Source organism: Candidatus Nitronereus thalassa (assembly GCF_032191465.1).
Lineage (GTDB): Bacteria > Nitrospirota > Nitrospiria > Nitrospirales > UBA8639 > Nitronereus > Nitronereus thalassa.
In genome coordinates this window covers 1,495,557-1,515,383 of the sequence record NZ_JAQOUE010000001.1, presented here as the reverse complement: position 1 = coordinate 1,515,383, position 19,827 = coordinate 1,495,557, and the positions used below count along the sequence as shown (strand labels likewise).

16 protein-coding genes are annotated in these 19,827 nt (G+C 49.5%); 10 read left to right on the top strand and 6 right to left on the bottom strand.

Annotated elements, in window-relative coordinates; all coding sequences use genetic code 11:
- Nucleotides 1–70 precede the first annotated feature (70 nt).
- The 3 genes from PPG34_RS06825 to PPG34_RS06815 all read left to right on the top strand — a co-directional run bounded on the left by PPG34_RS06825 (nt 71) and on the right by PPG34_RS06815 (nt 4,040).
- The gene (locus tag PPG34_RS06825; RefSeq protein WP_313832417.1) at nt 71–2,884 is read left to right on the top strand and encodes an FAD-binding and (Fe-S)-binding domain-containing protein; all 2,814 of its coding nucleotides are present in this window, start codon (nt 71–73) and stop codon (nt 2,882–2,884) included.
- Between the two features lie 174 nt (nt 2,885–3,058).
- The gene (locus PPG34_RS06820) at nt 3,059–3,337 is read left to right on the top strand and encodes a MoaD/ThiS family protein (RefSeq protein ID WP_313832416.1); all 279 of its coding nucleotides are present in this window, start codon (nt 3,059–3,061) and stop codon (nt 3,335–3,337) included.
- 382 nt (nt 3,338–3,719) lie between these two features.
- Nucleotides 3,720–4,040 (top strand): hypothetical protein, encoded by a 321-nt coding sequence (locus PPG34_RS06815; protein WP_313832415.1) that lies wholly within the window; start codon nt 3,720–3,722, stop codon nt 4,038–4,040.
- Nucleotides 4,041–4,386: 346 nt separating this feature from the next.
- Here PPG34_RS06815 and PPG34_RS06810 read toward each other — a convergent pair whose 3' ends face one another.
- The 4 genes from PPG34_RS06810 to PPG34_RS06795 form a co-directional block, all read right to left on the bottom strand.
- Nucleotides 4,387–4,560, bottom strand: coding sequence for a ribbon-helix-helix domain-containing protein (locus PPG34_RS06810; RefSeq protein WP_313832414.1), 174 nt, complete (start codon nt 4,558–4,560; stop codon nt 4,387–4,389).
- A gap of 36 nt (nt 4,561–4,596) precedes the next feature.
- Nucleotides 4,597–5,550, bottom strand: a complete 954-nt coding sequence (locus tag PPG34_RS06805) for an acetyl-CoA carboxylase carboxyltransferase subunit alpha (protein WP_313832413.1) — start codon at nt 5,548–5,550, stop codon at nt 4,597–4,599.
- A 15-nt stretch (nt 5,551–5,565) separates the two neighbouring features.
- Complete coding sequence (gene dnaE / locus PPG34_RS06800) at nt 5,566–9,048, bottom strand: DNA polymerase III subunit alpha (RefSeq protein WP_313832412.1); 3,483 nt, start codon at nt 9,046–9,048, stop codon at nt 5,566–5,568.
- A 269-nt stretch (nt 9,049–9,317) separates the two neighbouring features.
- Entirely contained in the window at nt 9,318–9,815 is a 498-nt protein-coding gene (locus tag PPG34_RS06795; protein WP_313832411.1) for a c-type cytochrome, read from the bottom strand.
- Between the two features lie 223 nt (nt 9,816–10,038).
- Between PPG34_RS06795 and PPG34_RS06790 the strand changes: the two genes are divergently transcribed.
- The gene (locus PPG34_RS06790) at nt 10,039–10,677 is read left to right on the top strand and encodes a DnaJ domain-containing protein (protein WP_313832410.1); all 639 of its coding nucleotides are present in this window, start codon (nt 10,039–10,041) and stop codon (nt 10,675–10,677) included.
- A gap of 126 nt (nt 10,678–10,803) precedes the next feature.
- Here PPG34_RS06790 and PPG34_RS06785 read toward each other — a convergent pair whose 3' ends face one another.
- On the bottom strand, nt 10,804–11,154 hold the full coding sequence (locus PPG34_RS06785) for an arsenate reductase family protein (protein ID WP_313832409.1): 351 nt from the start codon (nt 11,152–11,154) through the stop codon (nt 10,804–10,806).
- Nucleotides 11,155–11,292: 138 nt separating this feature from the next.
- On the opposite strand from PPG34_RS06785, the gene PPG34_RS06780 reads away from it, so the two are divergent.
- Entirely contained in the window at nt 11,293–11,658 is a 366-nt protein-coding gene (locus PPG34_RS06780; RefSeq protein WP_313832408.1) for a hypothetical protein, read from the top strand.
- Between the two features lie 70 nt (nt 11,659–11,728).
- Here PPG34_RS06780 and PPG34_RS06775 read toward each other — a convergent pair whose 3' ends face one another.
- Complete coding sequence (locus tag PPG34_RS06775) at nt 11,729–12,580, bottom strand: NAD(+)/NADH kinase (protein ID WP_313832407.1); 852 nt, start codon at nt 12,578–12,580, stop codon at nt 11,729–11,731.
- Nucleotides 12,581–12,883: 303 nt separating this feature from the next.
- Here PPG34_RS06775 and PPG34_RS06770 point away from each other — a divergent pair, with 303 nt between their 5' ends.
- The 5 genes from PPG34_RS06770 to PPG34_RS06750 all read left to right on the top strand — a co-directional run bounded on the left by PPG34_RS06770 (nt 12,884) and on the right by PPG34_RS06750 (nt 19,811).
- Nucleotides 12,884–15,313 carry an ATP-dependent Clp protease ATP-binding subunit gene (locus tag PPG34_RS06770; RefSeq protein WP_313832406.1) on the top strand — a complete coding sequence of 810 codons (2,430 nt, stop codon included), beginning with the start codon at nt 12,884–12,886 and terminating at the stop codon, nt 15,311–15,313.
- A gap of 140 nt (nt 15,314–15,453) precedes the next feature.
- A complete protein-coding gene (tsaD, locus tag PPG34_RS06765) occupies nt 15,454–16,527 on the top strand; it encodes a tRNA (adenosine(37)-N6)-threonylcarbamoyltransferase complex transferase subunit TsaD (protein ID WP_313832405.1) in 1,074 nt (357 codons plus the stop codon).
- A 63-nt stretch (nt 16,528–16,590) separates the two neighbouring features.
- Nucleotides 16,591–18,249, top strand: a complete 1,659-nt coding sequence (gene hflX / locus PPG34_RS06760; RefSeq protein WP_313832403.1) for a GTPase HflX — start codon at nt 16,591–16,593, stop codon at nt 18,247–18,249.
- Nucleotides 18,250–18,261: 12 nt separating this feature from the next.
- Nucleotides 18,262–18,936: an endonuclease III gene (nth, locus tag PPG34_RS06755; RefSeq protein WP_313832402.1), complete on the top strand. Its 675-nt coding sequence runs from the start codon at nt 18,262–18,264 to the stop codon at nt 18,934–18,936.
- Nucleotides 18,933–19,811, top strand: coding sequence for a YicC/YloC family endoribonuclease (locus tag PPG34_RS06750; RefSeq protein WP_313832401.1), 879 nt, complete (start codon nt 18,933–18,935; stop codon nt 19,809–19,811). Before nth ends, PPG34_RS06750 begins: the two co-directional genes overlap by 4 nt.
- Nucleotides 19,812–19,827 lie beyond the last annotated feature (16 nt).

Here is a 19,827-nt window from a genome sequence, read left to right as displayed (position 1 = left end):
CCAGGTGGTGCCCATCTCAGTTGCCCTTTCCCGGTCCGCTTTCTAGAATGCCATTAGGAAGTGTCATCCAATGGACTTAGTGATCCCCCAAAAAGTATCAACCATCGGTGCTGATCTTCGGCGTCTGATGGGCCATGACAAAGTAAAAGACGATTTTCCGACACTGCGCGCCTATGCCGTGGATGCCAGTATTTATCGGATGACGCCGCAAGTTGTGGTGTTGCCGGATGGCGAAGCGGATATCGAACGGGTCATGGATTATGCGGTGCGGAGGAGTATTCCTTTAACGACACGCGCCGCTGGGACCAACCTCACCGGCTCAGCCGTTGGGTCCGGCATCATTCTGGATGTATCCCGCCTTAATCGTGTGCTGGAACTCAATCGAGATGAAAAATGGGCGCGTGTTCAACCGGGAATTATCCTCAATGAACTCAATAAACAATTATCTTCTGCGGGTCTTATGTTCGGTCCGGACCCTTCCAGTGGCGACATGTGCAAGCTCGGTGGCATGTTGGCCAATAATTCGTCAGGCCCTCATACGCTGCGCTATGGCTCGGTGAAGGACAATGTGTTGTCCATGCGCGTGTGTCTCGAATCAGGCGGATGGCTCAATGCTGGGGTTGAAGCACTGGAGAGTGCGCAATGTCGTCAGACCTTTGAGCAGTTCACCGCGCTCGAATCTGTGGTCCATTTGGTGCGCGATCATCGTGAACTCATTCATGCTAAGAGGCCGCGCGTTAGTAAAAATAGCGCGGGTTACAACTTGTTCGATGTGGCTACTGGGATAGACCAAGGGGTCGTGGACTTCCCAAAATTGTTTGTGGGAAGCGAAGGTACGTTGGGCGTGTTTAGCGAAGCCACTATTCAGCTGGTCGATCGACCTCACGCCACCGTGACGGGGATGATCCATTTTCAGCATCTCGAAGAGATGGGAGAAGCCGTTCACCATTTATTAAAGCTTGATCCTTTGGCCTTGGAAGTGATGGATGCCAATACGCTTGATTTGATTGGACGGGCGCAATACCACATCCCCGAAGACTCGGCCGCCACGTTGTTGATTGAGTTTGACCAAGGCGGCGATCATGGAGGCATTGCGCAATTGAAAGAAGTGTGCCGACGGTTCCGATTGGCATCCGATCCCGTCATTGCCACCGACCCTGAACACCAACAAAATTTATGGAAAGCGCGAAAAGCCCTCTATCCTACCTTGTATCGATATAACGCGAAGAAAAAGCCTATTAACTATGTGGATGATGTCGTGGTCTCTGCTGACCGGCTGGGGGAGTTGATTCGTTATTTGAATGACGTATTTGGAAAGGCGCATGTGCCCTTGGCCATCTTTGGCCATATCGGCAATGGCAATGCCCATATTCTTCCCTTGCTCGATGTCAATGACGAGAATGATTTTCAGCGAATGGTGGACACCTATTACGAAGTTCATCGGACTATTCTTGAGCAATTTGGCGGGTCGATTTGTGGTGAACATGGAGATGGTCGGATTCGGGCTGAAATGGTCAAGCGCATGTTCGGTGAAGAGTTGTACGGATTGTTCGTGAAGGTGAAACAGGCGTTGGATCCAGCAGGGGTGCTCAACCCTGGCGTGAAAATTAGCGAGACGCCGTTTACCGAACATATCGACTTCGAGCGGCTAAGCAAACCCTGTGCGACCTGTGCGAAATGCAATTCGGTCTGTCCGGTGTACGATGTGTTTCAATCCGAAGACATGAGTTCTCGGGGATGGTTTGAAATTGTCACGGCGCCGGACTATAGCTATTTAAATTCCAAGCGTGTGGTCGAGGCATGTTTGAATTGCAAGTCATGCCGAACCATTTGTCCGGCGGACGTGGATGTGTCGGAACTTATTCTTCAGCGACGAGCCGAGCATCCTAATAAACTGGCTGGGAAAATTTTTGGTTTGCATGCCCAACAAGCGAAGTTTGAAAAGCTGATTAAATTAGCCGCGAAGACGCAAGACTTGTGGGATCGTCCCGTGATTCGTCGAATTATGGATGCCCTTTCGCGCCCCTTTCTCAAACAATTGGCGGAAAATGCACGATTCCCCTGGAATATGAAATTGCCTCGGTTGGCCAAAACACTTCTGCGTGAGCGACATCGAGAGTTGTGCGTGGTGCCTCCCTCCTCGTCTCTACAAAAGGAGAAAAAAGTCGCCTACTTTCACGGATGCGCGGCGAACTATTTTGAGGATGGCGTAGGCGATGCCGTGATTCAGGTGATGAAGCGATATGGGGTCACTCCGGATTTGCCGCCGCAGCGGTGTTCCGGCACGCCGATTGAAACTTATGGGCATCGAGCCTTGGCGAAAGAAGGCGCGCGCGAAAACCTCAAAAACTTCGATGGGTATGAAACGGTGGTGACCGGTTGCGCTTCTTGTACCTTAGCGTTGAAGGACTATGAAAAATGGTTCAAGGGTGAGCCCGAAGAAGAAACGGCTACGCGGTTAGCCAAGAAGGTCAAGCATATCTCGGAATTTGCCTTAGACCAGGAAACGGTCCGGCCTAGTTCCAAGAAAAGCTCCGTTCCCCAAAAAGTGACCTACCATTCTTCCTGTCATCTTCGCGCGGCAGGTGTCACGAAGCAGCCGAGGCAGCTGCTGACTAATTTGCCGGGTGTGGACTATGTGGAGATGCAGGATGCCGACCGGTGTGCCGGCGGTGCCGGGACCTATATTGTGAAGGATTACACGACGTCCCAAAAAATCTTTCAACGAAAAAAAACCGCCATTCATCAGAGCCAAGCCGAGGTGGTGGCCACGAGTTGCCCGGCCTGCATGATTCAACTCAAAAACGGCTTGCCTGCAAAGACCGCCGTGAAGCATATTGCTCAAGTGCTGTTGGAAAACATGGACGAAACCGAATCGGGATAAATTCCTTTTCCTCCCCTTTGTAAGGGGAGGCAAAGGTGGGTAGAGTTTTCTTTACAAATGGAATGTGTCTTTTGAGTAAACTGTAATTTCTAAAAGGAAATCTCTACTTCCCCTTATCCCTCCTTACAAAGGAGGGGAATTTAGAGCAAAAACTGACAAAGAAGGAGTCGAAATATGGTCACGGTAAGAGTTTTTGGACAAAACTTGCTGCCCTGCGTGGAAGATCCTGAAATGGAATGTGAACTCACAGGGACCCCAACGGTCCGTGAATTTTTAGAAGGCGATCCCGAGAAATTTGGCGGCTTGCTGGAGTTTCTGAAAAAAGGCGAGTTGATGGTGACCCTGAACCAAAAAATTTCAACTCTGGAGACAAAGCTAAAGGACGGGGATGTGTTGAAGTTGACGCATCAGTTTAATCCGACGTTGGAAGGCGCGATGTGGCAAAATCCATAAATTAATTTTATGCGGGCTTTCGCGCCCGCGCGACGAGGTCCTTTTGTTTCGGCAAAAGGACCCAAAACCATTTCTGCCCGTGCGCGTCCCCTCCGACCTTGCTATGAAGCAAGCTCTCCGGAGTGCCTGATCCACCGCCCCGAATCATAATGGCTCGGAAACTCGCTCCGCTCAAACAGCCCTAGCCAGAAAAGTCGAATTTGGTCCCGCGGGAAAGCCGCGCCCAAGGCTTCAGCCGATCCTTTTTAGTTCATGCAAAACAATGGTGGTATTGTGGTTAAACTGATTTGGCATTGGTGCGATATGGTGCATCAGAGAGAGTGCCTGATGACCTGTATAATACTGGGAAATCGCAATCTAACATTTTGTAGAGGAAAAATTTATGGATGATGGATGGAAAAAGGTTCTGTCGAAAATTGGAAAAGCTTTTCTAATAGTTGCGGTGGCGATCTTTTCTGCGATTTTACTAGCACCATTTCTCAGTGAGAGTTTGCAACTTTATCCAGACCAATTGAAATGGTTTCGTCTAGTTGCGCTCGGCATAGTTGCCTGGGGAGTGCTTGGAAGATCAGGCTGGGAGATTCAAACGATTAAAGGCCAAACTGCTCCTGAGGCATTTAATTCCCGATGGTTTACGCTTTTGTATTTTTTTGGTTGCTTTTGTGGTGCCTTAGGTGTTCTTGTTGAACCCGTGAAGGGGTAAGGGCATAACCAAAAAGAACTTTTAGGTAGGCATGATTATGAGAACTCGGTGGGGTTTACATTATCAAATCCTAAGTTTGAAAATGGGTTTTGTTTGTTCAGTGTCTTCCCGCCTTTTGGTGCGGCGGAGCTTCTGGCCCGAATCGACTTTTTGGTTCGGGCTGTTTGAGCGGAAAGGTGGCTTTGCACCTTGGAGTGAGTTCCCGAACCATTTTATTCGGGCCAGAAGCGGAGGGACCCGGAGGGCCGCACACAGGCGGAAATGGTTTTGGTCCCTTTTGCCGAAACAAAAGGGACTCGTCGTGTGGGGGCGACACCCCACATAATAATTCTATGAACAATTTTGTTTAAGGGCGGTAATTCAACTTTAGACCTGCCGATTTGGCCTTGAGCCGGGCCTCTTTCAAGATGTCCTGCATGGTTCGATTGCTGATGCCGCTTTCCATTCCCTTGGTTATGGCATCCCCCAATGCGTTGAATTTTTCTTGATCTCGTTGATCTTGGCGAATGATGTCTCGCACAATCATTTCCTTGCTTGTATGTGAGGAAAAAGGATTTCAAGAGTCGGCCAACGCTGACATGCGCCGGAACTTTTCTTCGCGCGCTGCGACGAGCTTGTCCTTTTTGAGGCTTTCTAACTGCTTGAGATGGGTTTGGATGGATTTGGACAAATGCTGGGCCGTTAGGTCTGGATCTCGATGGGCACCGCCGATAGGTTCGGGAATCACTTCATCGACAATACCAAGTTTTAAGAGTTCCGCTCCGTTCATCTTGAGCGCGGCGGCGGCTTCGGCGGTTTTGGCTGGGTCGTTCCACAAAATGGCCGCACAGCCTTCCGGAGAAATCACGGAGTAAATCGAGTTTTCTAAAATCAGGACACGGTCTGCGACACCGAGTGCTAATGCGCCCCCGCTTCCTCCTTCACCAGTAATCACCGCGACAATCGGGACTTGGAGCCTGGCCATCACAAAAAGATTGCGCGCAATGGCTTCGGCTTGTCCGCGTTCTTCTGCCCCTACACCGGGATACGCCCCTGGAGTATCGATGAAGGTGACAATGGGCCGGTCGAACTTTTCTGCGAGTTTCATGATGCGCAGAGCCTTTCGATACCCTTCGGGGTTGGGCATGCCAAAATTTCGTTTCACCCGGGCTTTGACGCCTTGGCCTTTTTCTTGGCCGATGACGCAGATGGTGCGATCTCCAAATGTGGCAAGTCCGCCTACAATGGCTTGATCGTCTCCAAAAGTTCGATCTCCATGCAGTTCCACAAAGTCCTGGCAAAAGGTCTCGATATATTTGAGTGCGGAAGGGCGTTGGGGATGACGGGCGAGTTGCGCTTGTTGCCAGGGTGTCAGATTTCCAAAAATTTCCGTTTCTTTTTTGGCAAGTTGCCCTTGCAGCATGCGGAGCAGGCGCGGCACGCCTTTTTTTTCGGAACTGGACTTACTGACTTTTTCAATCCGTTCTTCCAGTTCCTTGAGAGGTTTTTCGAAATCCAAGAAATCGCGCATGTGTGGATGTACCCTTTAGGCGTGGTGAAAGGTCACGGATTCTTTTCCTAAAATTTGTTCCACGTCATTGACCAAGTGTTCGCTGGGCATGACCATCAGATCAGGAATGGAGGTACTCTCGGCCTCCACATTCGAGTGTAATAGAAATTGAAAAGAAATGGGAGCCCCACCGGGATGTTTACGAAGGACTTCTTGGAGTTTGGGAAGATGTCCCCAGGTATCTTCATGTTCCTTGATGCGCACGGTGACCCGTTTCACGGATTTAGCCTGCAACTCACTGAGTGGTTCTAGTTTGGTGGCTTTGATGCGGGCGCCGTTATCCATTTTATCTACCGTCCCGGTGATATGAATCACCGTGTCGGTGACGATGAATTGTTCGGAATCTTTAAAGAGTTGCGGAAAGACGATGACTTCGACCAGCCCCTGCAAGTCTTCAATTTGCAGGTAGGCCATGCGGTCGCCTTTTTTGGTGGTGGTGCCCTTGATGCTGGCAATGACGCCACAGAGTTTGATGTCTTTGCCTTCCGGCGCTTCGTGAAGGGTGCCTGTATGATGCGTGGATAGAAGCCGAATGGCTTCCGCATGCTGAGCCAGTGGGTGGGCGGTAATGTAAAACCCTGTGAGCTGTCGTTCGTATTGGAGGAGTTGTTCTTGCGACCATTCCGCGACTTGGGGTAACGGGCGCGACCAGGTGTTGCCGGGCGAGGTAGTAGAGGTGGTCGCTTCATCGAAGGCGGCGAATAAACTGGTTTGCCCTAGCGCGCGTTCCCGCTGAATGGCTGCGGCTTCGTCTAGAATTTGATCCATTCCCGCCATGAGTTGCGCGCGAACGGCTTTGGTCGAATCGAAGGCTCCGACTTTGATGAGTCCTTCCGATACCCGTTTGTTGACCTTTTGTGAGTCGATGCGGCTACAAAAATCAAAAAATGAGGAGAAGGGCCCACCCGCATCACGGGTGGTAATAATCGATTCTACCGCGCCTGCCCCGACGTTTTTGATCGCGGCAAGTCCAAACCGGATACTGTTCCCCACGACGGTGAAATTCTTTTGGCTTTCGTTGACGTCGGGTGGAAGAATCGGGATGCCGAGTTCCCTGCATTCGGTGAAATAGCCCACCATTTTATCTGTGTTGCCCATTTCGATGGTGAGCAGAGCGGCCATAAATTCCACGGGATAATTGGCTTTGAGGTAAGCCGTTTGAAATGTCACTAGCGCATAAGCGGCGGAATGGGATTTATTAAAGCCGTAGCCTGCAAAGTAGGCCATTTGATCGAAAATCTTTTCGGCCTTCTTGGCGGTAAACCCATTCTTGGTGGACCCTTCAATAAACAGTTCTTTTTGCTTGGCCATCTCCTCATGTTTTTTCTTTCCCATGGCGCGGCGAAGCAAATCGGCTTGTCCCAAGCTGAATCCAGCCATGCGGTTGGCGATGGCCATGACCTGTTCTTGGTATACGATGACTCCGTAGGTTTCTTTGAGGAGGGGCTCAAGCTCCGGCGGGTCATATTCAATTTTTGAGGGATCGCGTTTGCGTTTGATGAAATCCTCGACCATGCCGCTTTCCAAAGGTCCAGGTCGATAGAGAGCCAGGATGGCGATGAGGTCTTCAAAGCATTCCGGTTTAATGCGCACCAATAAATTGCGCATCCCTGAACTTTCCAACTGAAAAATGCCGGTAGTTTTTCCAGAAGCCAGTAACGCATAGGTGGCATCGTCATTGGGGAGCAGGGTATCCAAATTAAGGGCTTGGTCGGCCGGACGTTTCTGGTTCACCATGGCCACGGCATGTTGAATCATGGTGAGCGTCTTGAGTCCGAGGAAGTCGAATTTGACGAGCCCGACCTTTTCGATGTCGGTCATGGAATACTGTGTCACGATTTCGTCATTGGCCGTTTTGTACAGCGGCACATGTTCCATCAGCGGTTCTTGGGAAATTACTACGCCTGCCGCATGGGTGGACGCATGTCGCGCCAGCCCTTCAAGTGATTGTGCGGTGGCCATCAATTCCGTCATGCGCGGATCGCTATCTATCATCTCTTGTAGTTTGGGTTCCTGGGCTAACGCATCTTTCAAGGTGATATTCAACTGCGTGGGCACGAGTTTGGCGACTTTATCCACTTCGGAATAGGGAATGTCCAGCACCCGACCCACATCGCGAATTGCGGCTTTGGCGCCAAGGGTTCCAAAAGTGATGATCTGGCAGACATGGTCGTCGCCGTATTTATCGATGACGTAGTTGATAACTTCTCCTCGCCGGTCTTGGCAAAAGTCCATGTCGATATCAGGCATGCTCACCCGTTCCGGATTTAGGAATCGTTCAAAGAGGAGATTGTAAGCTAGGGGGTCGAGATCTGTGATGCGCAACGCATAGGCAATGAGACTACCGGCAGCCGATCCGCGGCCCGGGCCAACGGGGATTCCGCGTGACCGAGCGAATTTGATAATGTCCCAGACGATAAGGAAGTATCCCGCGTAGCCCATGGTGGAGAGCACGGCCAATTCCTCCTGAAGTCGAAGGTGATAGGCTTCCCGAGGGATGCTCGACGGACGCGTATTCAGGCGTTCGGCTAGGCCTTCTTCGGCAAGTTTTTGCAGATATTGTTCCCGATTCATGCCTTCCGGCGGATGATAGTGAGGAAGGTAGGTCGTGCCAAAGGATAAATCGAGGTTACACAGTTCCGCGATCCGACTGGTGTTGAGCACGGCTTCGGGCAGTTCGGCGAATTCGGCCACCATTTCTTCTGTGGACTTCACATAGAGTTGGTCCGTGTCGAACTTCATGCGGTTGGTATCTTTTAAGGTCTTGCCGGTTTGCAAACACAGCATAATTTCGTGTGGCCTGGCATCCTCTTTATTGAGATAGTGGCAATCGTTGGTGCCGGCCATGGGGATGCCGAGTTTTTTGTGAATCTCGATGAGTCCCCGATTGGCAATGAGTTGCTGCTCCAAACCGTTGGCTTGGACCTCGAGGTAATAATGATCCTTTCCAAAAATTTCCTGATATTCGCCGGCCGTCCGGCTGGCGGCCTCCATGTCTTCTTTGCTAATGAGTTGAGGGACTTCACCACTCAGGCACCCTGATAAGGCAATAATGCCTTCATGATGTTCCTGAAGGAGTTCCTTGTCCATGCGTGGTTTGTAATAGAATCCTTCGAGGTAGGCTTTGCTCGAAAGCTTGATGAGGTTGTGGTAACCCTTCAGGTTTGTCGCGAGGAGAATCAGGTGGTAGTAGTCGTTATGGGCCAGGAGTCCCTCGCGTTGCCCGCGATGACCGGGAGCAAGGTAGGCTTCGCAGCCCACAATGGGTTTGACCCCTTGGGCTTTGGCTTTTTGATAGAATTCAATCGCCCCGAATAAATTCCCATGATCGGTCATCGCCACGGCGGATTGCCCAAAATGGTTGACCTGATTCAATAAAGGGGTCAGCTGATTGGCACCATCCAACAGGCTGTAATGAGTATGCAGATGAAGATGAACGAATTCAGATTTGGTGGGCACGATGGGTGTGTCCTAAAAAATGAAAAAGTGTAACCTTGGACCTAGGGCATGTCAATGAAGGCCGTTTGGCTCTGGCCTAATGAAGGACTCTGAAATTATTCGCAAAGACCTTTCGTCATGCTGAGTGCAACGAAGCATCTCTTGTTCCAAAGCGCGATACCTCGCCGCTGGCCCAGGATGACGAAGGTAAAACTATTGAGAATGGTAACTAAATGAATATCAACAATTAGTCGTATTGATAGACCCCTAGACAAATAGTAAAAGTGACGCTATTTGCCCCCCAAACTGAGTTCGTATAACAGCGCTTTCCACCCTTGCTCTTCGGTGATGAATCCTTTGGGTTGCACCACTGGGAGCATACCAGTGCCAGGCACTTTGCCGGTTTGGCCCATGCTACCGTTTTTCAGTACCCACATGAGTTCGCCGGGCTTACGCAGTTTTTTGAATTTTGGGTTCGTGAAATTTCTTGGTTGGATTGGGAGATTGCTCGCGGCTTGGCCATCGCCTTTGCCCTCCGGTCCGTGACAGCTCACGCAGCCTCCGACTCCTAAAAATATTTTTTTCCCTTCGGCCAGAATTTCAGGCGTTGCCTCGAAGGGTGGTTTCATTTTTCGGGCTTTGGCTTTTTCACCGGCAGGTACCCTCGAAATGGTAATGTCAAATTCGCCTCCTGCTTGCCCGTATCCCGTGGGATTTCCTGCCCATCCTATGGTTGCGAAGCCCATCACCAACCCAAAACTGATCAAAATTCCCAACAACCTGTTCACGGCTTTTCCTCCCTGTGAAAAATAATCGTGAAAAATAATGAATTCCTAAAAAAGGCCTCAGCACTGTAGCATTCAATGAAACAGACGGGCAATCACGCGTGAAATTCACGGGATCACAAAGTCAGAGATCCTGGGTGTTTGGAAAAGACTTTGTGCTACAATGCGTTTTTTTCTCCAATTACTTATGGATTTGGGATCTGAGTCACGACTGTAGGGAGATGGAATGGCATTTGATGAGCGTGCCAAGGCCCGCTACTTTCGAGGGATGCGTCGGCGAATCATTGAGTTGAAGTCAAAGTTTGAAACAAGCATGGACTTTGCGATTGACACGATGATGTTGGAGCGCGAGGAAAGCTATTTTGTGGTGGAGAAGGGACTCGAGGAAGTTGAGCGGATGATTGGGATCATTGAGGAGGAATTGGATGAGGTGGTGGAGCTCAATCATGCCCAACGGTTAGAGGCGAGGCTGGAATTTGTGGAAGACCGCTTCGAGGAATTCGACAGCGAAATTTATCAGCGCCCCAAGCGCCGTCGTCGAAAAATAAATCTGTTTGATTTTTTTAAGAAGGCCACAGGCGGGATGGGAGGCGATCCCACGGCTTCTCACGGTGAAATTAATTCGCACGAACAGGCTTATCAGGCGCTGGGGTTGGAATTTGGAGCTTCCATGGCTGCGATCACCCGAGCTTTTCGGCTACGAGCGAAAAAGCTCCATCCTGATTTTAATAAGGGCGACCGTAGCGATGAACCAGAGTTACGTCGTATCATCGAAGCCTATCAATACCTTCGCGCCGACTCGACTATTCCCAGAACCGAAGCCCAGGGCACCGAATCTCAAAATTGGTCCGGGATGAATGAGTGACGGTCTTTGGAAGGATCTTTCCTTATTCCCAGTATTGGCCTGGCAAAACCCTACCCCACCCCATTGAGTCTGTGATTCTCAGTGTCATTCCAAATAGGACTAAGAACATTAGAGGGAGCAAGTGGTTTACAGAATTTCTTCAATGGTCTCTGGTGGACGGGCCATGATGACCTTATTACCTTTTTCCACTAATGGGCGTTGGAGGAGGTCTGGATGCTTGATCATAAGATCAATGAGTTCGTCTTCGGATTTGTCCGTCTTGGCCAGGTTGAGTGATTTATAAATATCTTCCTTGGCCCTCATCACGTCTTTGGCTGTCAACCCACCTTTTTTAAGTAACTCCTTAAGTCTCGTTTTGGTCAAGGGCTTCTCGTAATAATTGATGGCGGTAAAAGGTTGTCCGCTTTCTTCAACCAGTTTAATGACTTTTCTACAAGTGGAACATGTTGGTTTTTGATAAATGGTAATGTGTGCCATGGGTGAGGGGTTGCTCCTTCTTTGCATGATGGCCAGTAAAGGCTGGTGGTTATCTTGACGCTGTTTTTCGCCGCATGTTACAAGCTGAAAGGGCAGAATTTCTTATCAAGATCGCTATGCTTTGAGCAATTGATGATAATGACAACTGATTCAAAAGATACCGTGGAGTATGAAGTGGCCACGGCTTCCCAGCGGACGCTTAAGGATCTAAAAATCCGGAAGTCCGGTCAACCCGTGTGTGCTATTGGAGGGGTAAATGACCTTCAAGGCAAGGAAGGGACATTTCAACAGTTTAATATTCGACTAGCTGTGGTGAAATTTTCCGATGGCCAAACCTTAGGCTATGATCCTTTGGATCTCCTATTGCCCTGTGAAATTCACGATGATGGCGAAGCTTATTTTGAAATTCGCCAATGCGAAACCTGCCAGCAAATTTTCCCCCTTACTTCCGAAGAGTTTCGTGCGCTTGTTGAACGCACGGAATGTCCTGAGTGCCAACCTTAAATAAATAGGGTCAAAGACTGTTCAATGGCGCCTAATCCTCGGAATGGTTTCCATCCTCGAGAAAAGTACTTTACCCATTTCCCCATTTGAGTTTGTTACGCAACACGTCGTAGTACGTACGGTCTGGGAATCGGATAAGACGAGTGCGATGGGGGGACGCGCTGATGATAATGGAATCGCCGTGGTTCATGGTAAAGGCAATTTGTCCATCAAAGAGGACGCGAACCTCATCATCGCTGGTGAGCGTGATTTCCAGCGAGACATGACTCGGCACGAGAAGTGGGCGATGAGTTAAGGTATGCGGGCTAATGGGGGTGAGTAGTAAGGTTTCTAATGATGGATCAAGTATTGGCCCCCCGGAGGACATGCTATACGCCGTGGAGCCTGTGGGTGATGCCACGATCACCCCATCGCCTCGGAGATGGGTGACAAACTGTTTGTCAATTTGGATGTGGGTTTTGATCATCCGCCCAATGTCACCTTTACTAACCACAATATCGTTAAGAGCGGTGCATTGTTCATCCTCTCCCTTTAGGTGGGCGATTCGAGCTTCCAGCCGTAGGCGGGTATCGAGTTGAAACTGTTGGGCAAACACCTTTTCCAAGGATTCAAACATTTCTTCCACGTTTACCTCGGTCAAAAACCCGAGGCCCCCCATATTTACACCTAGGATCGGGGTCGAACGTGGCTCCACTAACCGGGCCGCATTCAGCATGGTTCCATCGCCCCCGAGAACAATCACCAGTTCCGCTTGCGATGCAAGTGCTTGATCTCCATGAGAAATTTCTTCATTGAGCAAAGCAGCGGCTGAGGAACCCAATACGACTTTCTTATTTTTTTCCCGGAGCCATTGGACCAAATCCTGTAAAACGGACTCCAATTCTGGGAACTGCGGTTTAGTGAGAATACCGATTATGGTCAAGATCGACTCGTCTAATTACGAAAAGTGTTTATACGGTGGGGCTGACCGACATGGAATGATATTTCCTGAGCCGTCCTATATTCGAAATCGGGAAAAAAATTGTATAGGGTGCGGATGCTTGAGTCAATCAAAATAGGCGTCCGAAATCTTAAGCTCTTGACGGGACTGAATGATTATGGAAACCTATGGTTACTAAGGTTCTAACACCTTGACAGTGAAAAGAGATGGTGGATAGACTTTGAGCGTGTTACTCTCGGGTTAATCGTAAGGATGCGAGAAAATACCTTGCCCTGAGGAGGGAAAATGTTCGAACGATTTACGGACAGAGGCCGAAAGATCATTATTTTGGCCCGCGAAGAAGCTGAACGCCACCAGAATGATTATCTAGGGACTGAACATCTCGTACTTGCCATTCTTCGCGAGTCGGATGGGATTGCGCTGATGATCATTAAAAAGATGGGTTTATCTCCTGAACAAATTCGTTTGGAGATTGAGCGAAACTTGCCCAGTGGTGGCACCACAGTCACATTTGGAGAAATCCCTTTTAGCCCGCGTGTAAAGAAAGTGATCGAATATGGCGTAGAGGAGGCTCGACTCCTAGGCCATAATCATATTGGCAGCGAGCATCTGCTTCTTGGCCTTCTCCGAGAAGAGGAAGGCATCGGGGGGAAGGTCTTAAGAAGTCTGGGAGGCAACTTGTTGACGGCCAGGCAGTTAACGGTAACCTTTCTCCGGAAGTCCGGAACCCGTGAACGTGACAAGAAAAGCAGCACCCCAGCCCTTGATGAATTTGGGCGGGACCTGACCCAACTCGCGCAAGAATCCATGTTGGACCCGGTGATTGGCCGCGGTGATGAAATAGAGAGAGTTTTACAAATCCTCAGTCGTCGTTCCAAGAACAATCCTGCGTTGATCGGAGAGTCTGGTGTAGGCAAGACGGCGATCGTGGAAGGGCTCGCTCAACGCATAGTATCTATGGATGTCCCAGATAATTTGTTAAATCGGCGCGTGATTGCTCTTGATCTTGGATCATTAGTGGCAGGCACCAAATACCGTGGACAATTTGAAGAGCGCCTGAAGGTGGTAATGAAAGAAATTGCTCAGGCGGGAAATATCATTTTATTTATCGATGAACTTCACACATTGGTTGGGGCTGGGGCAGCAGAGGGTTCTATTGATGCCGCCAACATGCTGAAGCCTGCACTTTCACGTGGCGAAATTCAATGTATTGGTGCAACAACCTTAGATGAATACCGAAAGCACATTGAAAAAGACGGGGCATTGAAGCGACGGTTCCAGCCGATCCACGTCAATCCGCCTTCAGTCGAGGAAACGATTAAAATTATTCAAGGTTTGCGTGACCGGTATGAAGAACATCACGGCGTAGAAATTACTGACGAAGCTGTGATTGAAGCTGTTAAGTTGACGGATCGATATATTACAGATCGGTTCCTTCCCGATAAAGCCATTGATCTCATTGATGAGACCGGCTCGCGTGCTAAGCTTCAATCTTATGCATTGCCTCCTGAGTTGAAATCTCTCGAGCAGGAATTGAAGCGGGTGGCTCGGGAAAAAGAAGTGGCTATTGGCTTGCAAAGCTTTGAAGAAGCGGTCAAGTATCGTGAGGAAGAAGAACGGCTTCGTAAGTTATTGGAAGATGCCAAGCGTGATTGGAAAAAGAAACAAGAACAAGATAAACCAGTGATCACTGGTGAGGATGTGAGTTTTGTCATCTCGAAAATCACGGGAATTCCTTTGTTCAAACTGGAAGAAGAAGAATCGGAAAAGCTTCTCCATATGGAGGAATTTTTGCACAAACGGATTGTTGGTCAAGAAGAGGCCATCTCCGCAGTTTGTCGAGCCATTCGCCGTTCTCGCGCTGGGTTGAAGGAAGCTCGCAAGCCCATCGGGTCGTTCATCTACTTAGGCCCGACCGGTGTGGGGAAAACCGAATTGGCCAGAGCCTTGGCGGAATTCCTTTTCAACACCGAGGATTCTTTAATCCGAATCGATATGTCTGAGTACCAAGAGAAATTTACGAGTTCTCGGTTGTTCGGGGCACCTCCAGGGTACGTGGGTTATGAAGAGGGTGGACAATTAACCGAAAAAGTTCGACGTCGACCCTACTCTGTGGTGCTGTTCGATGAAATCGAAAAAGCCCATCCGGATATCTTTAACGTGTTACTCCAAGTTTTGGATGATGGTGTCCTGACAGATAGTTTGGGTCGAAAAGTTGATTTCAAAAATACGATTATTGTCATGACCTCGAATCTGGGCACTAAAATGATTCAAAAAGGCGTATCACTGGGATTTCAAAAAGAAGAAGCTACCGGTGATCGTAAGCGCATGACGGGTGAAGTGCTTGATGAACTCAAGCGGAATTTCAGCCCCGAATTTTTGAATCGCGTCGACGAATTTGTGGTCTTCCACCCATTGGAAAAAGTTCATCTCTTCCAAATCATAGATATTCTGATCAAAGAGTTGAATGATCGGCTTGCAGAGCGCGACGTTCAATTGGATATCGGGGAAGAGGTCAAACAATGGTTAATTGATGAAGGGTATCAACCGCAATATGGGGCCAGGCCTATGCGGCGAACCATTCAAAAACTGTTAGGCGATCCCCTATCAGAGGAATTGATCAAAGGTCGATTCAAAGATGTTCGAAAGATCAAAGTCATGTTGCGGGATAATGCTCCCTTCTTTGTTGAGGAAGAAGCCATGGCTAGTGTCTGATCGTGAGACGATCGGATGATCCCGAGATTGAGTGAATGAATATAGCGACCCTCATGGCTTTCGGGCGGTGAGGGTCGTCGTGTTTTTATGATCGAAAATTTCCCTTCAACCTCTTAATTTAACAAAGCCATTCTACCACCTTGAACTTCTCATCAGCAGAGCCTGGTTACATTTTAGGAATCGAAACCTCCTGCGACGAAACGGCAGCGGCGGTGGTTTCGGAGAAGGGAGAGGTCCTGGCCAATGTCGTGTCTTCCCAACATGATGTGCATCGACGATTTGGGGGGGTGGTGCCAGAGCTGGCATCCCGAAAACATACGGAGAAAATCGAGGAGATTGTGCAGGAAGCTATCCGTCTTGCACAGATCACCCTGTCTGATGTGAAAGGCATTGCCGTCACCCAGGGACCTGGGTTAGCCGGCGCTCTCCTTGTTGGAGTAAGTTTTGGGAAAGCCTTAGCGTATGCACAAAATATCCCTTGGATAGCGGTGAATCATCTTGAAGGGCACGTGGCTTCGGCTTGGTTGCAGCAGCCAAATCTCCAAACTCCTTGTGTGATTCTCGTCGTGTCGGGTGGACATACCCATTTGTATTTTGTTCCGCGGTTCCAGGAATACCGCCTCGTTGGTCGAACCCTTGATGATGCGGCAGGAGAGGCGTTCGATAAAGGAGCCAAAATGCTCGGGTTAGATTTCCCCGGTGGCCCTGCCCTTGATCGACTCGCACAATCCGGTAATCCTCAAGCCGTTCGTTTCCCTCGGCCATACTTGAATCGAGGGGGGCTCAATTTTAGTTTTAGTGGGCTCAAAACTTCTTTGTTGTATTACATGAGGGATATAAAAAAGAATGCTCAGGAATGTGTTCTAGCCGACGTGGCTGCGGGTTATCAAGAAGCTATTGTCGAGGTCTTGGTGGAAAAAACATTTCGGGCGGTTCGTCGTTATAAGGTGGGGGCCGTTGCCATTGTTGGTGGCGTATCCGCGAATAGCCGCTTGCGAGTAAGGCTCGCAGAGCGTGGTGCGGAATCTGGCGTTCAATTGACCATTCCCAGGATCGAGTTGTGCACGGACAATGCGGCCATGATTGCCGCGGCTGGGTTATGGGCTTTTCACCAAGGAGAGTTCGCTTCCTGGGATGCTGACGCCAAGGCGAATCTTCAAACCCAAATCCTCCATACCATGAAGCCAAACCACCAAAAAGCTGTGAATCAATAATTTCAGGAGGAGAAGTCCATTCCCACACCTACTGGATATTTAAACGGTCTTAAAGCTAGCCAATTGGCACGACTCGAACGTTTCTATCGGCGACGTATTCCAGTCGAGCGTGTGATTACGCCGGAATTGGCGAAGGCATCAACAGAACTCTCACATGAAATCCGTCGACAAATTGGATTTTTGATCAATCGCCGGGGAGAGATCGAAAACATTATCGTTGGAACTGATCGGCAACTCGTTCTTCCTTTGCTCGCCAGAAGTCGATCGGGTTCCCGTTTATTACGCGGAGTCCGATTTGTCCATACACACCTCAAAGATCAGCCTTTAACAAAGGATGATTTAACGGACCTTGCCTTATTGCGTTTGGATATGATGGTTGCCATTGGGGTTGGAGAGCAAGGAGAGCCAGGAAGGATTTTCGTGGCCCATTTGCTTCCAACAAGTGCTGAAAGAAAAGCATACGTGGAATTAGCCCCTACGGCATTCCATTCGTTTCAAATGGAATGCCAGGAATTCGTACAGTCTTTAGAGTCCGAAATCGGTCGAGAAACTCCTGCCCTCAAAACGACCAACGGTCGACCAGGCGCCATACTCGTGAGTGTGTATGCCAGGAGTCGAGCCGAACAGGAAGAACGCCTTGCGGAAACAAAAGAACTCATTGTCTCTCAAGGAATCGAAGTGTTGGATGTTGTCGAGCAGCGGCTCGTGGCTATGAATCCAAAGTATGTCATGGGGTCGGGGAAGCTGACGGATGTGATTATTCACGCGCTTCAGAGTGGCGCCGAAATGTTAATTTTTGATCGAGACCTGACTCCCACACAGATCCGCTCTATTTCGGAAAAGACGGAAATGAAAGTGCTGGACCGCACTCAGTTAATCCTGGATATATTTGCGAAACGTGCGCATTCCCGTTCTGGGAAGATCCAAGTCGAATTAGCGCAAATGAAATATGTGTTGCCGCGATTGTCGCAATCAAGTACCGCGCTCTCTCGATTGGGCGGGGGAATTGGTGGTCGAGGTCCAGGAGAAACCAAACTCGAGACCGACCTTCGGCGAGTAAGGGACCGAATTACCCATCTTGAAAGTGACCTGGAGTCGTTGACGAAACATCGTATCCAGCAACGAGCCAAGCGAACACGGAATCAAGTTCCCGTCGTGTCGATTGTGGGATATACCAATGCCGGAAAATCGACGTTGCTCAATGCCCTCACCGATAGCCATGTCCCCGCGGACAATCGACCGTTTGAGACCTTGGACACCGTAAGTCGCCGTCTCCATTTGCCCACGGGCCAGGAAGTCATTCTGACGGATACCGTCGGTTTTATCCGAGATCTTCCCCAAGGGCTCTTGAAAGCTTTTCGAACGACTCTTGAGGAGTTGCATGACGCTGACTTATTGTTGCATGTCATTGATGCCAGCGCCTCGGACTTTGATCAACAGATCCAAGTTGTTGAGCATATCTTATTGGAATTGGAATTAGACAAGGTCCCGAGAATTTTTGTCCTGAATAAGTGTGATCGGTTACAGCCTGAACTCGCGGAAGCGCTTTGCTACCGTCATCATGGTGTCGGAGTATCGGCCCTTCATAAAGAGACCCTCCATCCCATTTACTCGGGAATTGTGGATCGCTTGCGTCGTATTGAATTGGAAAGCAATCTTGAGATGGTTAGTGATAAGCGTGAGAATCCATTATGGGACGACCCTCACGTCCCCATCGCATAATCGTGGTTGTGAATGAGTGCAGGGAAATCGGGAACCTCCGTGAAACCAGATGCCAAAGCACGGGCATGCCGAATTATTGCCACGCTCAAACGGGCTCTTCCTGAGGCGATAGTCGAACTTCAACATCGCACACCCTTCGAGTTGTTGGTTGCCACGATTTTATCAGCGCAATGCACAGATGAACGAGTCAATAGCGTGACCCCGGCCTTATTTGCAAAGTATCCAGGACCGCAACACCTGGCCAAGGCCAATCCTGCAGATGTCGAAGCCATCATTCGTTCGACGGGGTTTTTCCGAAGTAAAGCTAAAAGCGTCATTCACTGCAGCCAGGGGTTGGTTGAACTTTTCAATGGGAAAGTTCCGGACACAATGGAAGAGTTGACCTCTTTGCCGGGCATCGGAAGAAAAACCGCGAACGTGATTTTGGGCGCCTGTTTTCAAAAGCCTGGGATCATTGTGGATACTCACGTGAAACGTGTTGCGAACCGCCTTCATTTGACGACGAGCCATGATCCCACCACTATTGAATACGATCTTCAAGCTTTGCTTCCTCAACAAGATTGGACTGGTGGATCGCAACGGTTCTTACTTCACGGGCGCTATGTCTGCTTGGCCCGAAAGCCCAAATGTGGATCTTGTGTTATTTCGGCGGACTGTGACTGGGATGGAAAGTTGATGAAATCATGATGAAGAGCATGACCGGGTTTGGAAAACGTGAAAGCACCGTTCAGGGAGTGAGCATTTCCGCGGAAATTCGATCTGTCAATCATCGCTTTCGGGAAATCATGATGCGTCTTCCCAAAGGCAAGAACGAGTTGGAAGAAGAGTTGAAACAGGTGATCGCCCAACAATGCAGCCGAGGACGCATTGAGGTCTCCGTGGCCTATGTTGGAGGGAAAGAAAGCTCCAAGACGTTGAAACTCGATCGGACCTTGGCTCGCCAATACCATCAAGTTCTCCAAGAACTGCAGCGAGAGCTAAAATTGGGGGGCAGTATCGACGTCTCATTTTTAGGATCGTTCCGGGAAATTTTTTCTGTGGGGGAGCCCACCGTGGATTCCCAGGCCTTTGACCGCGCTGTCAAGCGATTGGTCGTCGGCGCGGTGGAAGACCTTGATCGTATGCGTCGTCGAGAAGGGAAGGCTCTGCAAAGTGATATGGTCAAACGCGTGCAGGTGGTCAGGCAGGTTCAGGGGCAGATTCGTCGGCGGTTGCCCAAGGTGACCAAAGACTACTATGATCGTATGAAGGATCGTCTCAATGGGCTGATAGGCGATAGTGCTTTGGACGATACACGCCTTAAACAAGAATTAGCGATCTTTGCGGATCGGTGCGACGTGACCGAAGAACTCATTCGTCTGGATAGTCATTGTCAGCAATTCGATGCCCTGGTGAAAGCGAAGGATCCAGTGGGACGGCAATTGGACTTTTTGTTGCAGGAAATGGGGCGAGAAGTCAATACGATTGGCTCCAAGGCGAATGATGCTGAAATTTCCAAATGTGTGGTCCAACTCAAAGGGGAACTGGAAAAGGTTCGCGAACAAGTGCAAAATGTCGAATAATCCATTTCCAATGTTG

Bases quoted from the DNA above. Each gene is read 5' to 3' on its own strand.
- PPG34_RS06790 (WP_313832410.1), top strand. From the start codon at position 10,039: ATGGCATTTGATGAGCGTGCCAAGGCCCGCTACTTTCGAGGGATGCGT.
- PPG34_RS06820 (WP_313832416.1), top strand. From the start codon at position 3,059: ATGGTCACGGTAAGAGTTTTTGGACAAAACTTGCTGCCCTGCGTGGAA.
- PPG34_RS06785 (WP_313832409.1), bottom strand. From the start codon at position 11,154: ATGGCACACATTACCATTTATCAAAAACCAACATGTTCCACTTGTAGA.
- PPG34_RS06815 (WP_313832415.1), top strand. From the start codon at position 3,720: ATGGATGATGGATGGAAAAAGGTTCTGTCGAAAATTGGAAAAGCTTTT.
- PPG34_RS06825 (WP_313832417.1), top strand. From the start codon at position 71: ATGGACTTAGTGATCCCCCAAAAAGTATCAACCATCGGTGCTGATCTT.
- PPG34_RS06780 (WP_313832408.1), top strand. From the start codon at position 11,293: ATGACAACTGATTCAAAAGATACCGTGGAGTATGAAGTGGCCACGGCT.
- nth (WP_313832402.1), top strand. From the start codon at position 18,262: ATGAGTGCAGGGAAATCGGGAACCTCCGTGAAACCAGATGCCAAAGCA.
- PPG34_RS06750 (WP_313832401.1), top strand. From the start codon at position 18,933: ATGATGAAGAGCATGACCGGGTTTGGAAAACGTGAAAGCACCGTTCAG.
- PPG34_RS06805 (WP_313832413.1), bottom strand. From the start codon at position 5,550: ATGCGCGATTTCTTGGATTTCGAAAAACCTCTCAAGGAACTGGAAGAA.
- PPG34_RS06770 (WP_313832406.1), top strand. From the start codon at position 12,884: ATGTTCGAACGATTTACGGACAGAGGCCGAAAGATCATTATTTTGGCC.